The sequence below is a fragment of the Pseudomonas protegens genome, from assembly GCF_003732485.1.
GTDB classification, from domain to species: domain Bacteria; phylum Pseudomonadota; class Gammaproteobacteria; order Pseudomonadales; family Pseudomonadaceae; genus Aquipseudomonas; species Aquipseudomonas protegens_B.
Genome location: NZ_MOAK01000010.1, coordinates 1,103 through 14,659 on the forward strand (window position 1 = coordinate 1,103; position 13,557 = coordinate 14,659).

At 65.3% G+C, this 13,557-nt stretch carries 13 protein-coding genes; 2 read left to right on the top strand and 11 right to left on the bottom strand.

Annotated features, from left to right (window positions below):
• From BLX41_RS00465 to BLX41_RS00515, 11 genes are all read right to left on the bottom strand, one after another.
• The coding region (locus BLX41_RS00465) for a TonB-dependent receptor plug domain-containing protein (RefSeq protein ID WP_185073316.1) at window positions 1-1,553 on the bottom strand (1,553 nt) is incomplete at its 3' end.
• 25 nt (window positions 1,554-1,578) lie between these two features.
• Window positions 1,579-2,076: a RidA family protein gene (locus tag BLX41_RS00470; protein ID WP_123723314.1), complete on the bottom strand. Its 498-nt coding sequence runs from the start codon at window positions 2,074-2,076 to the stop codon at window positions 1,579-1,581.
• Between the two features lie 87 nt (window positions 2,077-2,163).
• Window positions 2,164-3,741 (bottom strand): flavin monoamine oxidase family protein, encoded by a 1,578-nt coding sequence (locus tag BLX41_RS00475; protein WP_123723315.1) that lies wholly within the window; start codon window positions 3,739-3,741, stop codon window positions 2,164-2,166.
• 260 nt (window positions 3,742-4,001) lie between these two features.
• The gene (locus BLX41_RS00480; RefSeq protein ID WP_123723316.1) at window positions 4,002-5,213 is read right to left on the bottom strand and encodes a dipeptidase; all 1,212 of its coding nucleotides are present in this window, start codon (window positions 5,211-5,213) and stop codon (window positions 4,002-4,004) included.
• Between the two features lie 237 nt (window positions 5,214-5,450).
• Window positions 5,451-6,413: an ABC transporter substrate-binding protein gene (locus tag BLX41_RS00485; RefSeq protein WP_123723317.1), complete on the bottom strand. Its 963-nt coding sequence runs from the start codon at window positions 6,411-6,413 to the stop codon at window positions 5,451-5,453.
• Window positions 6,414-6,423: 10 nt separating this feature from the next.
• Window positions 6,424-7,233 carry a class II aldolase/adducin family protein gene (locus tag BLX41_RS00490; protein ID WP_123723318.1) on the bottom strand — a complete coding sequence of 270 codons (810 nt, stop codon included), beginning with the start codon at window positions 7,231-7,233 and terminating at the stop codon, window positions 6,424-6,426.
• A gap of 46 nt (window positions 7,234-7,279) precedes the next feature.
• Window positions 7,280-8,218 carry a D-isomer specific 2-hydroxyacid dehydrogenase family protein gene (locus tag BLX41_RS00495; protein ID WP_123723319.1) on the bottom strand — a complete coding sequence of 313 codons (939 nt, stop codon included), beginning with the start codon at window positions 8,216-8,218 and terminating at the stop codon, window positions 7,280-7,282.
• Window positions 8,215-9,420: an acyl-CoA dehydrogenase family protein gene (locus BLX41_RS00500; protein ID WP_123723320.1), complete on the bottom strand. Its 1,206-nt coding sequence runs from the start codon at window positions 9,418-9,420 to the stop codon at window positions 8,215-8,217. The genes BLX41_RS00495 and BLX41_RS00500 overlap by 4 nt, the downstream gene beginning before the upstream one ends.
• A complete protein-coding gene (locus BLX41_RS00505; RefSeq protein WP_123723321.1) occupies window positions 9,417-10,196 on the bottom strand; it encodes an ABC transporter ATP-binding protein in 780 nt (259 codons plus the stop codon). The genes BLX41_RS00500 and BLX41_RS00505 overlap by 4 nt, the downstream gene beginning before the upstream one ends.
• Before the next feature lie 2 nt (window positions 10,197-10,198).
• Entirely contained in the window at window positions 10,199-11,020 is an 822-nt protein-coding gene (locus BLX41_RS00510) for an ABC transporter permease (protein WP_123723322.1), read from the bottom strand.
• Window positions 11,021-11,264: 244 nt separating this feature from the next.
• Window positions 11,265-12,152, bottom strand: a complete 888-nt coding sequence (locus BLX41_RS00515) for a LysR family transcriptional regulator (protein ID WP_123723323.1) — start codon at window positions 12,150-12,152, stop codon at window positions 11,265-11,267.
• A gap of 106 nt (window positions 12,153-12,258) precedes the next feature.
• Between BLX41_RS00515 and BLX41_RS00520 the strand changes: the two genes are divergently transcribed.
• Entirely contained in the window at window positions 12,259-12,888 is a 630-nt protein-coding gene (locus tag BLX41_RS00520; protein ID WP_123723324.1) for a cysteine dioxygenase family protein, read from the top strand.
• On the top strand, window positions 12,885-13,557 hold a 673-nt coding region (locus BLX41_RS00525; protein ID WP_259744283.1), incomplete at its 3' end, for a rhodanese-like domain-containing protein. The genes BLX41_RS00520 and BLX41_RS00525, both read left to right, overlap by 4 nt.

Sequence of the window (13,557 nt, forward strand, 5' to 3'; positions counted from 1 at the left end):
GGTATGAACTCATAACGGGTGGTGAGCTTGCCGCTGGTGGTATCGCCCACCCCGAGGTTGTATTTCTCATAGCGCGCCGCTGCGCCGACGTACCAGTTGGGGGTGATGTTCAGGCCGAAATCCACATAGGCCGCCTCGCTGTGGCGCTTGAGGCTGTAAGCATCTTCCGGGGTGGTGCCATTGACCGAAAACAGCCCCGGGTCCGGCACCACGCCGGCAAAGGGGCCGGTGGCCGGGACGTAGCTGCCCTGGTTGTAGGAGTTGGCTTCGCCCTCCTCCAGCGCGTATTTCTCCCAGCGGTATTCCACGCCGAAGGAGGTTTCCAGCGGGCTGCTCCAGCCGATGTCCAGGGCCCGGGAGAAGTCCAGGTTGTTGGTCCACTGGTCAAACACCAGATTGCCCAGGTGGAAGTCGTGCTGGCCGTAAGGACCGTTGGAAATATTCAGGTTGTTGGCGGTGTCCAGTACCCCGCGATCCTTGCCGTAGGTGCTGGACAGGTCCCAGTCCCAGCCGCCCAGCAGGCCCTTGGCCCCGCCGGCGACCTGGAAGTCGGTCTCGCGGATTTCCCGCCGCGCCTGGCCGCCATTGGGGTACGGCGCATTGGGCACCCCCGCCAGGCTGGTGATGTCGGTGGGTTTGCGATGGCCCAGGTTCTTGTTGCTGTTGCGGTAGCTCAGGGTCGAGAACGAATACAGCTTGAGGTCGTCGGCCAGGGGCAGCTCGGCGTTGTAGGCCAGGCTGGTGGTGCGGTCGCGGCCCAGGCCGTACTCAGTGCCCCAGCCCTGGCGATTGCTTTCCCGAGGGTCCGGCGAGCCATTGGGCTGATTGAAGTACAGCTGGCCGCTGGCCGCGCTGGAACGCTCGTAAGGCTCCTGGAGCTTGGCGTCCCAGGACAGGTTGACGAAGCCGCCGTCCTCCCCCAGCTTGCTGCCCCAGTTGAAGGCTTCGTGGCCGGTGGTGCCGTCACCGTCGTAGTACTGGCCCAGGGTGGTGTCCGAGGTCAGGCCTTCGGCGTTGCGCTTGAGGATGATATTGATCACCCCGGCGATGGCGTCGGAGCCGTATTGCGCCGCTGCGCCGTCGCGCAGCACTTCGATACGCTCGATGGCGGCCGTGGGAATCAGGTCCAGGTCCACCGGCACCGAGGCGTTACCGACCCGGGCCCCGTTGTTGATCAGCGCCGAGTTGTGCCGGCGCTTGCCGTTGATCAGCACCAGCACCTGGTCGCCGCCCAGGCCGCGCATGCTCACCCCACGCACCAGGAACGCCGTACCGCCGCCGTTGATGGTGGGCACGTTGAACGACGGCAGCAGGCGCCCGAGCATTTCTTTCAGACCGTTCTGACCGATGCTGCGCAACTGCTCGCTGTCGATCACATCGATCGGCGCCGGGCTGTTGGTGACGGTGCGCTGCTGGCTGCCACGGACCCCGGTGACCACCACCGTGCCCAGGGTTTCATCGGCGGCCAGCAACTCCACAGGGGTTGTCAGGCTTAACAGGCCAAGGCTCAGGGGCGCGGCGCCGCGAACGATTTTATGCAAGGAAATACCCATGACTTCAGATCCTTTTGAATGGCGTTCAGCGCGACCGGGCAGCGACGGTTTCGACTTCGATCAGCGCCCCGGGCAACACCAGACCTGCCACTTGCACCGTGGTCCGGGCCGGTTTCAGCGGTTGTTTCTCGGTGCCGAAGAACTCGCGAAAGGCCACTTGCAGGCCATCGAAATCCAGTTTGCCGCCCAGGGCCGGGTCGCCCACCAGGTAGATCCGCAGTTGCACCACATCCCCCAGGCTCAAGCCCTGGCTGGCGAGGATTGTCTGCACCTTGCGCAGCACCTCCCGGGCCTGGGTTTCAGTGTTGCCGGCGGCATGGATCTGCTCCTTGGGCGCCTTGGGATCCACCGGGTCCGGCAACAGGCCGGAGAGGTAGGTCACTTCGCTGTTGGCGGGCAAGGTCACCGACTGCAGGATCGGTGAATTGGGATAGGTGGACGGCACGCGCTGGATTCCCGCGGCCCAACTGCTGCTGGCGGCGAACAGCAGCCCCAGCCCTACGACGGTATGTTTTACGGACATGCAAAGACGCTCCAAGGTTGTGTGTGCCAGCCTCGGAGGTCCGCTACCCGGCATGGGTTACTGCTGTTTTATCAATGCTCGGCTTTTTCAGGCCGTTTGCTGTAGCGACGAGCCTTGCGCCCGTTCAAACAGGTGGCGCACCACGCGCCGCGCTGCACCGGCGGCGGCTTCCTGCCAGATGCCCACGCCGCTGTGGGCCAGGCCGTCGCTGGTCAGGTAGACCCGGCCCTGGGGCTGGTTGAGCAGCCCGTAGTCCGGTTCGGCCACTTCATGACTGATCCAGGGCCCGAAGTTGTAGGGGATCTTGCTCCAGGCAATCACCAGCGGATTGCGCAGTTCATGGCTGTGACCGGGGTGCAGCAGTTCCACGGCCTGACGGGAGATCTCGATCTGCTGGGCCAGGGTTTTCTCCCCGAACTTGCGCGCGGTTTCACCGTTGTTGTACGCCGCCACCAGCACCCCTTCGGCCTGGTTGAACCCGCCGCTGGGGTACCACAGCCCGGAAGCTTCCTGATTGATGAACGACAGCCCGCCATAGATCTGGTACTGGCTTTCCCAGAAGCGCCGCGACTGCCAGGCCACCTTGTTGGCGTAGCCGAACTGCACCGCAGCGATGGCCTGGCGTACCGGTGCACTGAAGTTGTTCTGCACCTTGGCCAACAGCGGCAGGGGCAAGGAACTGATCACGTAGTCGGCCTTCAGGCTCTGGGTGCGACCGCTGCGCCGGTCCAGGTAGACCACTTCGACGCTGTCGCTGTGATTGGTGATGGAACGCACCTCGCTGTGCAGCCGCAACTGCCCCTGCAAGCGTCGGGCAAAGGCCTGGGGAATGCGGTCCATGCCACCCACGGGCTGGAACATGGTGGGCGAGAATTCCGGGTATTCATCGATCATCAGCGCGGTGGTCAGCGCCGGGTTGAGCAGGGTCTGCAATGGCAGCGGATCGTTCTTCTGCGCCAGTTGGTCACCGGCGCCGGGCCAGACCTTGTAGCCGGAGCGGGCCGATCCCAGGTATTCCAGCTTGTCCGAGAGATCGCCCCAGGTTTTCAGGAAGCTCAACAGGTTGCTGCGATCGGCCGCTGTCAACTCCTGGTTCAGGGCATGCCGATTGACCGCCTTGGCCAGCAGCTCGGAAAAATGCCCGCGGCTGTCATTGACCGCCTGGCGGATCTGCAGGGCCGGCTGGTTCAGGTCCGGACGCACCAGGGCATTGCGACTGGTGTTGACCAGCACCTCCAGCTCGACTCCCAGCTCGCGGCAGTAGCCGAGCATCAGTTGATGGTGACTGGGCAAGCGGCCGGCCCCGGCATTGAGATAGAACCCGTCATCGAACTCGGCGACCTGCGCACTGCCGTCGCTGTATTCCACCCGATCGCCACGGCGCACGGTCCAGTTGCGCCCGCCAACCCGATCCCGGGCTTCCAGCAGCGTCACCTTGAACCCGGCCTTGTGCAGCTCAAAGGCGCTGACCAGGCCGCCAATCCCCGCGCCGATTACCACCACCGAAGCACCCTTGCCCACAGCGGCGGCGGGCAGCGACGCATAGTTTTCCTCGAAGGCCTCGGCGTTGCCCGGCCCGCCGAACAGGCCCATGACCGCACTCGCCGCCTGGACCCCGCCGACAGCGGCGATACGGGCGATCAATTGTCTTCTGGTCAGTGGCATGCCAGCGCTCCCTGCTGCGGATGGATAGTGCGTTCGGTTATAGCCCGTGGACTTATGCAGTCACTTGGGTCTATGGGAAGCCATCCTAGGGGCGCTCATTTAATAAGAGAAATACATTTTAAGCATATGCAAATATTACTTTGTTTCATATTCAAGCCGGAAGATTCTGCGCCCCGCGCATAGCCCAAAAAGCCAGACCCTCCCCCTTCCCCGGTAGGAGCTGGCTTGCCAGCGAAAGCCTTCTCCAGCCCCCGCAAGCCTCAGGGCCCATTCGCCGGCAAGCCGGCTCCTACCCGTTGGGCGGCGTCGAGGACTCGCAGCAGATTGCCGCCCCAGATCTTCGCCAGGTCCGCTTCGTCGTACCCCGCTGCCAGCAGACGCTCGGTGATTCGCGGCAGCTGCGCCACATCCTCCAGCCCCTGCACCCCTCCACCGCCATCCCAGTCGGCGCCGATGCCCACATGATCCGGCCCCACCACCTCGAGGATGTGCAGCAGGTGCTGCAGGTAGTCGTCCAGGGTCGCCCTGGGCTGCGGGTAGCGCATCTCCACCTGACGAATCCGTTGCGCCAGGTCCGCCACCTGCCCGGGGCTCAGGCTGGCGGCCAGGCGAAACTCGCGGTACAGCGGCCCCAGGGCCTTGTCACGCTCGGGGTTGGGCACGAGGTTGATCAGGTCACTGGCAAAGCTGTTGACCTGCACCACCCCACCCCTGGCCGCCAGTTGCCGCAGGCGCCGGTCATCCAGATTGCGCGGATGGTGGGTGATGGCCCGGCTGCTGGAGTGGGAGGCAATGATCGGCGCCGTGGACAGCGCCAGCACTTGGTCGAACACCTGATCCGAGGCGTGGGACACATCCAGCAGGATGCCCAGGCGATTGGCCGCGGCCACCAGGTCACGGCCCGCAGGGCTCAGGCCCTGCCACTGCGGCAGGGCAGTGGCCGAATCGGCGAAGTCGTTGTTGGCCGAGTGCACCAGGCCGAGCATGCGCAAGCCCTGGCGATGGTAGGTGAGCAAGCGCCCGGGATCAGCCGCCAGGGGTTCGGCATTTTCCATACTGATAAACACCACGCGCTGGCCACGGGCGATGATCGCCGGCACATCGGCGGCACTCAGGGCCAGGGCGAAGTCCTCGGGATGGGCGGCGATCAGGTCGCGAATCCGCGTGAGCACTGCCAGGCCATGCTCGCTGGCCAGGGTCCGGCCTTCGGCGTTGAGCGGGCCCTGGGGGGTGAAGACGGCCCAGAAACCGCCATCCAGGCCGCCCTCCTTCATGCGCGGCAGATCCACCTGGGACAGGTCGTCCTGATAGCGATGGCGCTGGGTGATGTCCCAGCCGGGGCGAGCCAGTTGCATCGGGGTATCGAGGTGGCTGTCGAGCACCGTAAGGCGCTGGTGCAGTGAAGCGGCAGGGCTGGCGGCAAGCGCCCAGGGACTGACCAGCGCCAGGATCAGCAAGGTGCGGATAAACATGAGGCCTCCTGGCCAATCAAAGACATCGCCCCCATCGGGCTGTAGGCGCTGGCTTGCCAGCGAAGGCGGTCCCGAGATCGATGCAGGGCTCAAGGGCCTATTCGCCGGCAAGCCGGCTCCTACGCAAATATCAACATGGGCATGAACCTGTAGGAGCTGGCTTGCCAGCGAAGGCGGCCCCGAGATCGTTGCAGGGCTCAAGGGCCTGTTCGCCGGCAAGCCGGCTCCTACAAGGGGTCAGCTCCAGTGGAAGCTGCGGTCCCACAGGCCGGAAACATCCAGGTGCTGGGGCAGAACACCGGCTTCGAAGAACAGGTCGGCCACGTCCTGCTGGGATTTCACCGCCGCATCGTCCACCGGTTGCAACAGCCGTGGGCCGCTCTGCGCGCGGTATTGGGCCAGGAACACTTCCCGGGGCATGCCGAGGATCTTGGCGCTCTTGGTGGCCCATTCCTCGGGGTGGCTGGCGATCCATTGCCAGGAGCGGTATTCGCGCAGGATGTAGTCGGTGATCGCCACGTGCTTGAGCGGATCGGCAATGCTCTGCTGGTTGGCGGCAATCACGTAGTTGCCGGACAGGTAGCCCTGGCCGGTCTTCAATACCCGGGCCCCGGCCCGCAGTTCCGCCAGCTGAATGAAGTAGCCGAAGCTGACCCAGGCATCCAGGGCGCCATTCTGGAACGCGGCGAAACCATCTTGCGGAGTCAGCGCCATGGGCACGATGTCGGCAAAGCCCAGCCCCTGCTCCTTCAACGCCTTGAGCAGGAAGTAGTGGGAACTGGTGGAGCGGATATAGCCGACGCGCTTGCCCTTGAGCTCGGCCACCGACTGCACCCTGGAGCCCTTGGGCACGATAAACGCCTGGTTGTTGACGTCGCCGGTCAGCACCGCGATCAGTTTCACCGGGGCGTGGTTCTTGATCCCGAAAATCGGCGGGATCTCACTCATCGGCGAGATATCCAGGGTGCCGCTGACCAGGGCTTCGAAGCTCAGGTTACCGCCGGTGAACTCGGCGTACTTGACCTTGTAGGGCGGCGCTTCGATGCCCGCCTCGGGGAAGAAGCTCGGCGCTGCGCCCTTGTAGGTGGCGACATTCAGGGTGACCCCGGACAGGTCCGCCGGGGCCCCCAGGCCCAGGCGCGGCAAGGCGCCGGCCAGACCGGCAAGGGCCGAGAGTTGCAGAAATCGACGACGCTGCATGAGCTTGTCCTTAATCGAGAAAATCCGGTTCTTCGCGCACGATCCGCTCGCGGTAAGGCTGGAAGCTGAACCAGCCACCGAACTCGGTGCCGACCTGGCGCGCGGTGTGGCGCGCCACATCATGGGGAATGGGCCTGGGGGTGCCGGCGGCTTCCGCCAGCAGTTGCGTCTGGGCGGCGTTGTCCATGGCAATGAAGCGCCAGACCGCCGCTTCAACGGTTTCGCCAACCGTGAGCAGCCCGTGGTTCTGCAGGATCAACGCCTTGCGTCCCTGCAACGCGGCGGCGATCCGCGCGCCCTCGCTGGCCTCCAGCACCACCCCGGAAAAGTTGTCGAACAGCCCGTGCTGTTCATAGAAGGCGCAAGCGTCCTGAGTCAGCGGGTCCAGCAAACGGCCCAGGCTCGACCAGGCCTTGCCGTACAGGGAATGGGCATGGGCGGCGGCCACCACTTGCGGGTGGGCTTCGTGCAGCGCCGCGTGGATGGCGAAGGCCGCCAGGTTCAAGGCGCCCTCACCTTCGACAATGGCGCCCTGGGGATTGACCAGCAACAGGTCACTGACCCGGATATGGCCGAAATACACCCCCACCGGATTCACCCAGAAATGGTCCGGGCGCTGCGGATCGCGCACGGTGATATGTCCGGCGCCGCCCATGTCGAAACCCAGCCGGGCGAACACCCGGAAGGCGGCGGCAAGGCTCTGTTTGCGCTGCTGGCGCTCAAGCTCGACGGTGGCTTGCTGGGGCGGATGCTCCCAGCGCAAAACCGTGTGGCCGTCGCGGGGCAGGTCATACACTGCGGGACGAAAATGCGCCGTCATGGCAGCTCTCCTTCAGAGGGGTTGTGGGGGCCAATGGCTGGCGAGACTAATAGCCACGTTCGATCTCCACCGGGTTTTCCAGGGGCCGCCCCGCACGCCAGCGCTGGATGTTGCGCTCCAGCAAACGCGCGATATTCAGGTAGACCCGGGGCGAGTTGGCCGAGGTGTGAGGCGACAGGCGAATGCGTTGATGACAGTAGAACGGATGGCCGGCGGGCAGCGGCTCGGGATCGGCCACATCCAGGCTGGCGAGAGCGATCTGCCCCGCATCCAGGGCCCGTAACAGCGCGGCCTGATCCACCAGGGCCCCCCGGGCAATATTGATCAGGTGCAGACCGGGCTTGGCCGCCGCCAGTACATCGGCGTCGATGATCTGCCGGGTCTGTTCGGTCAGCGGCACCGCCAGCAACAGATGGTCGGCCCGGGCAAACAACTCCTGCAGGTTGGCCACAGGCTCCACTCCGGGCACATCAAAGGGCCGTTGCGAACGCCGCAGGGCCAGCACCTGCATGCCCAGGGCCTGGGCCTTGGGCGCCAGCTCCCGGGCGATGCAGCCAAAACCGAACAGGCCCAAGGTGCTGCCGGCCACCGAGGCCAGCGACCGTTGCCGCCAATGCTCGGCACCCTCGATCCACACCTGGGGCAGGTCCTTGGCCGCCGCGAAAATCGCCGCCAGGGCAAACTCGGCGATGCTCTCGGCAGTGCTGCCACGGGCACTGGCTACCGGCAACCGGGCGAACAGCCAGCGCGGAAAATAGTCCAGGCCCGAGGTCACCAGTTGCACAAACTGCAGGCCGAAGGGCCAACCCGCAGGCGGCTCTGGAGCATCACGAAAATCGGCATGGGGCGCCGCCAGCAGCACCTGGATATCCCCGGGCAAATCGCTGGGCAGCCCGCGGGGCAGGCTCAGCACCTCGACGCCTGGCAGCCACTGGCGCAATTGCTGGTTGAAGCCCTCGTCGAGCTGGCTGGCGATCCGCGTCACACCTGGGCTCCTCGGCTGGGCAAGGCAAAGGCGGCACGACCGACGGCGCCAAGGATCGCGTCATTCTGCGGCGTGTGAATCCGGCTGCAGAGCACGTCGCGGTAATGCCGCTCGATGGGATTGCCCCGAGCCAGCCCGGGGTTGCCGATGGCTTCGATCCCCAACTCCACGGCGCTGATGGCGTTGCTGGTCACCAGGTACTTGATCTGGGTCGCCTCCCCCGGGGCGATCCGCCCTTCGGCGGCCGCATCCAGCAGTACCCGATTATTGAACAGCAAGGCATCGATGCGCCCGATCAGCTCCTGGAAACGCGGCAGGCTCGACAGCGGCGCGCCAAGGTTGGCCGGGGTGCGCTGGGCCAGCCAGCCCAGCAGCCAGTCACGGGCGGCCCGGGCCACGCCGTCATAGATCGCCGACAGCAGCACCGCCAGCCAGAGCACACCCTTGCTGTCCAGTTCGGAAGGACGAGGCACATTGGCCGGCTGGATATCCACCGCCTGCTCCAGGGGCACGAACACTTCGTCGAAGATCACGTCGTGGCTGCCAGTGGCGCGCATCCCCAGGTGGTCCCAGGTTTCCTCGATGCCAATCCCGGGGCTGTCGCGGTGCACCAGCCAGGTGCCCACCTGCGGCTCGGCATCGTCGCTGCGGGCCCAGACTGCCAGCCAGGTCAGCCCGGGAATGCCGGTGGAGTAGATCTTGCGCCCGCTCAGCCGCCAGCCGCCTTCGACCCGCCGCGCCACGGTCGCGGGCAACCCGCCACGGGCCGGGGTGCCAAGATCCGGCTCGACCCGCAGGGCGTTGATCAAGGCGCCGTCCTGTACCGCTTCACGGGCCAGTTGCTGGCGCAGATGCAGGGGCCAGGCGTTGTTCTGTTGCAGCCGCGTGTGCTGCAGATACTGCATCACCAGCACCAGCGCAGTGGAGGGCTCACCCTGGGCCACGGCGCCGATCACTCGGCGCGCCTGGGCCAGGGTCGCCTCGCTGCCACCCAGGGCCCGGGGCACCGTCAAGGCCAGCAGGCCATGCTCGTGCAGGCGCTGCAGGTTGGCGTGGGGAAACTCGCTGTGGCGATCGTAATGGGCCGCAGTCGCGGCGAACTCCTCACTCAACTGCTGCAACAGATCGGCGAACTCGGCAGAGTCCGCATCCAGTGAGGAACGGGCGACGGACGGGGACGGTTGCACAGTGGAAAGGCTCATCGGCTGGCAGTCCTGCTCAAGGGGTGGGAGACGCTGACGGCCGGCTCGGCCTCGGTTTCAACCCCCAGCAGTTGCAGCAGCCGCGCGCGCAGTTGCTGGAACCCCGGGGTGGACGCCTGACGCGGACGCGGCAGGCGGATCGGCAGCTGTTCGGCGATCTGCCCGTTGGCCAGTACCAGCACCCGGTCGGCCAGCAGCAAGGCCTCATCGACATCGTGGGTCACCAGCAACACGGCCGGGGTATGCACCCGCCACAGGCGGATGATCAGCTGATGCATGCGAATTCGGGTCAAGGCGTCGAGGGCGGCAAAGGGCTCGTCCAGCAGCAATAACTGCGGCTCGCGTACCAGAGCCCGGGCCAGGGCCACGCGCTGGGCTTCGCCGCCGGACAGGGTGCCGGGCCAGGCGCCGAGGCGATGACCCAGCCCCACTTCCGCCAATGCCGCCAGCGCCCGCTCACGCACCTGGGGCCCGCGCACGCCGAGGGCGACATTGCGCCATACGCGCTTCCAGGGCATCAGCCGCGGTTCCTGGAAGACTGCGGCCATGGCCGCGGGCACCTGCAACTGCCCCTCATCTATGGGCTCCAGCCCGGCCAGGACCCGGAGCAAGGTGGTCTTGCCCGAACCGCTGCTGCCCAACAGGGCGACGAACTCTCCCGGGGCGATCTCCAGGTCCAGGCCATCCAGGACCGCTTGCCCGGCAAAACGTCGGCTGACGCCGCGGCATTCGACGGCGGCGCACACGCGGCCCGGCTGGGGCAGTAATACAGTCATGGTCAGTTCCTGATAAAGGTCGGCCGCCAGGCCAGGGCGAAACGTTCAAGGCCGCGCACCAGGCTGTCGATGCCCAGGCCCAGGACGCTGTAGACCAAGAGGCAGATGACGATCACGTCGGTGCGCATGAAATCCCGGGCGTCATTGACCAGGTAGCCGATGCCGGCGCTGGCGTTGATCTGCTCCACCACCACCAGCCCCAGCCAACTGATGCCGAAGGCGTAGCGCAGGCCGACGAAAAAGGCCGGCAACGCCCCGGGCAGGATCACGTGGACGATCAGCTCCCAGCGCTTGAGGCCCAGCAGCGTCGCTGCCTCCACCAGCTTGGGATCGAGGCTGCGGATACCGGAGAACAGGGTGAGGTAGATGGGAAAGGTGGTGCCCAGGGCAATGAGGGCGATCTTTGGCGTCTCGCCAACCCCGAACCAGAGAATGAACAGCGGCACTATGGCCAGGAATGGCAGGGTACGCAGCATCTGCATCGGCGAGTCGATGGCGATCTCGCCACGCCGGGACAGGCCCGCCAGCAGGGCCAGGACGGTGCCAAGGCTGACACCGATGGCCAGCCCGCTGAGGGCGCGCTTGAGGGACACCCACAGATGCCCGCCCAACTCGCCACTGCCGAGCATCTGCCACAGGGTGTCGCCGATGGTGCTGGGGGCGGCGATGATCCGTGTCGGCAAGAGCCCGGTGCGGGACGCCAGTTCCCAGAGCAGCAGGAGCAACAGCGGGCTGATCAGGCGTAACAGCAGGTTGCCCAGGAGCTTCAATCCGGGGCGCTCGGTCCAACGGCGGGACAAGGTCAGCGGGGCTTGCGCAGGCATTTCAACATCCCTATTTCAGCGCGTTCGAGCCCCATGCTAACTACATAAAAAACGTCCGTGAAATTCGTTTTGGTTCTAACTTAATATACAAAAAATGCATTCAGCAAATAGATATATATGCAAACAAAGGATAAACCCGTAGGAGCCGGCTTGCCGGCGAAAAAGCCGTAGAGCCTTGTGCCGCCCTTGCCGGCACCTTGGCTGGCAAGCCAGTTCCTGCCGCCGGTTTGCGCCGCACCCGTGGCTAGCCGACGCGTGCGGCGACCATCTCGCCAAACAGGCTCACCGGTTCCTGCAGGTTGCCAAGGAAGCGCGGGTGCACCAGCCACAGGTCGATCACCGGCTTGAAATCGCTCACCGGCACTATCTCCAGTTTGTCCCGGTGGCTGCTGTTCTCCAGCAACGGCAGCGGCACCAGGCCGTACCCCAGGCCATTGGCGATCAGCCCCAGTTGCAGCTCGGTGCCGAAGGTTTCCAGGTTGATCTGCAAGGTCAGGCCCTGGGCACTCAACGCGCGTTGCAGGCCTGCACGGAAACCGCAGCCATCCGGATTCAACACCCAGCCGCGCTGGTAACAGTCGGCCAGCTTGCAGGAGCGCTTGCGCACCTCGCCCTTGGCCGCTACCACCACCAGATTCATACTGCCCAGGGAGCGTCCCACTACGCCTTCGGGGAATACCTTGCCGGCAGGAAACAGCGCAGCCACCACGTCCAGCTCCCCGTTCTCGACCTTGCTCAGCAGATGGCTACCCCACCCCGTGGCCACCGACGTCTGCAATTGCGGATAGAGCGTCTTCAGCTGGCTCAGGGCATCCAGCAGCACCACATCGCCAATGGTCTGCGGCACACCGATGCGCAAGGCGCCGCTGGGGGCGCCGTCATTGGCCACCAGCTCGTTCAGGGCATCGATGCTGCGCAGCACTTCCAGGCACTGACCGTAAACCCGCAAGCCCATGCTGGTGGGTTTGAGCGGCTTGGTGTTGCGGTCCAGCAACTCCACCCCCAGGGCTTCCTCGAAATTCTGCACCCGGCGGGTGATGGCCGGCTGGGTCAATTGCAGGGCATCGGCCGCCTGGCTGATGGTCTGGCAACGGATCACCGCCACGAACGCGTTCAGATCATCTATCTTCATTCTTTTTTCGCATAATAAATGACTGGAAAAATGTTCGATAAGAATAATACCTTTTAGCTCGCCCGTGTAGTTCGCGTCATTTGCCTTGTGTCCACGGAGGGAGCCCATGCCCCACAACGCCGAAACAATCGCCATTGCCTCACCCAACTTCGCCCGCCTGCGGGACTTTATCGCCGCCCTGGCCGAGCTGCTGGACAGTGCCCCCGATGAGGCCAGGGTGCTGGATCAAGGGGCCACGCTGCTGCAGCGTCTGGTGAGCCAGGACGACTGGCTGCCCGATGACTTCGCCCAGCCGGACCCGCAGCGCTACCAGCAATTCCTGCTGCATGCCGACTCGCGCCAGCGCTTCTCCATTGTCAGCTTTGTCTGGGGTCCGGGGCAGCGCACGCCGATCCACGATCACCGGGTCTGGGGGCTGATCGGCATGCTCCGTGGAGCCGAGGACTCCCAGGATTTCGAACGCCTGGCGGACGGCCGCCTGCAACCTGCGGGGGCACCGATACGCCTGGTGCCGGGGCAAGTGGAGGCGGTGTCGCCGCGCATTGGCGACATCCATCAGGTGAGCAACGCCTACGCCGACCGGGTGTCCATCAGCATCCATGTGTACGGCGCCAATATCGGTGCGGTACGCCGTGCCGTATACGATCCGGACGGTCACGAGAAGCCCTTTGTCTCCGGTTATTCCAACCGCTTGCTGCCTAACCTCTGGGACTTGTCGAAGGAGCCCCTGCAATGACCGATTTCCCTACCCGCAGCCCGGCGCACATCCGTCAGGCCCTGCTCGACCGCCAGGAACTGGCGCTGATCGATGTCCGTGAAGAGGCGCCCTTCGCCGAAGCCCACCCGCTGTTCGCCGCCAATATCCCGCTGTCGAAACTGGAGCTGGAGGTCTATGCGCGCATCCCCCGGCGCGACACCCCGATCACCCTCTATGACCAGGGCGAAGGGCTGGCCCAGCGCGCGGTGACCCGCCTGCGACAACTGGGCTACAACGATGTCGCCCTGCTCGAAGGCGGCCTGGATGGCTGGCGCGCCGCCGGTGGCGAGTTGTTCAAGGACGTCAACGTCCCCAGCAAATCCTTTGGCGAACTGGTGGAAGCCGAACGTCATACCCCGTCCCTGGCCGCCGAAGAACTCCAGGCACTGCTCGACCAGCAGGCCGATCTGGTGGTGCTGGATGCCAGGCGCTTTGACGAATACCAGACCATGAGCATCCCCGGCAGCACCAGCGTGCCCGGCGCCGAACTGGTGCTGCGGGTGCGTGAACTGGCCCCCGATCCACGCACCCAAGTGGTGGTCAACTGTGCCGGACGCACCCGCAGCATCATCGGCACCCAGTCCCTGGTGAACGCCGGCATTCCCAATCCGGTGGCGGCACTGCGCAACGGCACCATCGGCTGGGCCC

Coding starts and splice junctions, on each gene's coding strand:
- BLX41_RS00470 (WP_123723314.1), bottom strand. CDS start 2,076: ATGTCCGTAAAACATACCGTCGTAGGGCTGGGGCTGCTGTTCGCCGCC.
- BLX41_RS00475 (WP_123723315.1), bottom strand. CDS start 3,741: ATGCCACTGACCAGAAGACAATTGATCGCCCGTATCGCCGCTGTCGGC.
- BLX41_RS00480 (WP_123723316.1), bottom strand. CDS start 5,213: ATGTTTATCCGCACCTTGCTGATCCTGGCGCTGGTCAGTCCCTGGGCG.
- BLX41_RS00485 (WP_123723317.1), bottom strand. CDS start 6,413: ATGCAGCGTCGTCGATTTCTGCAACTCTCGGCCCTTGCCGGTCTGGCC.
- BLX41_RS00490 (WP_123723318.1), bottom strand. CDS start 7,233: ATGACGGCGCATTTTCGTCCCGCAGTGTATGACCTGCCCCGCGACGGC.
- BLX41_RS00500 (WP_123723320.1), bottom strand. CDS start 9,420: ATGAGCCTTTCCACTGTGCAACCGTCCCCGTCCGTCGCCCGTTCCTCA.
- BLX41_RS00505 (WP_123723321.1), bottom strand. CDS start 10,196: ATGACTGTATTACTGCCCCAGCCGGGCCGCGTGTGCGCCGCCGTCGAA.
- BLX41_RS00510 (WP_123723322.1), bottom strand. CDS start 11,020: ATGCCTGCGCAAGCCCCGCTGACCTTGTCCCGCCGTTGGACCGAGCGC.
- BLX41_RS00515 (WP_123723323.1), bottom strand. CDS start 12,152: ATGAAGATAGATGATCTGAACGCGTTCGTGGCGGTGATCCGTTGCCAG.
- BLX41_RS00520 (WP_123723324.1), top strand. CDS start 12,259: ATGCCCCACAACGCCGAAACAATCGCCATTGCCTCACCCAACTTCGCC.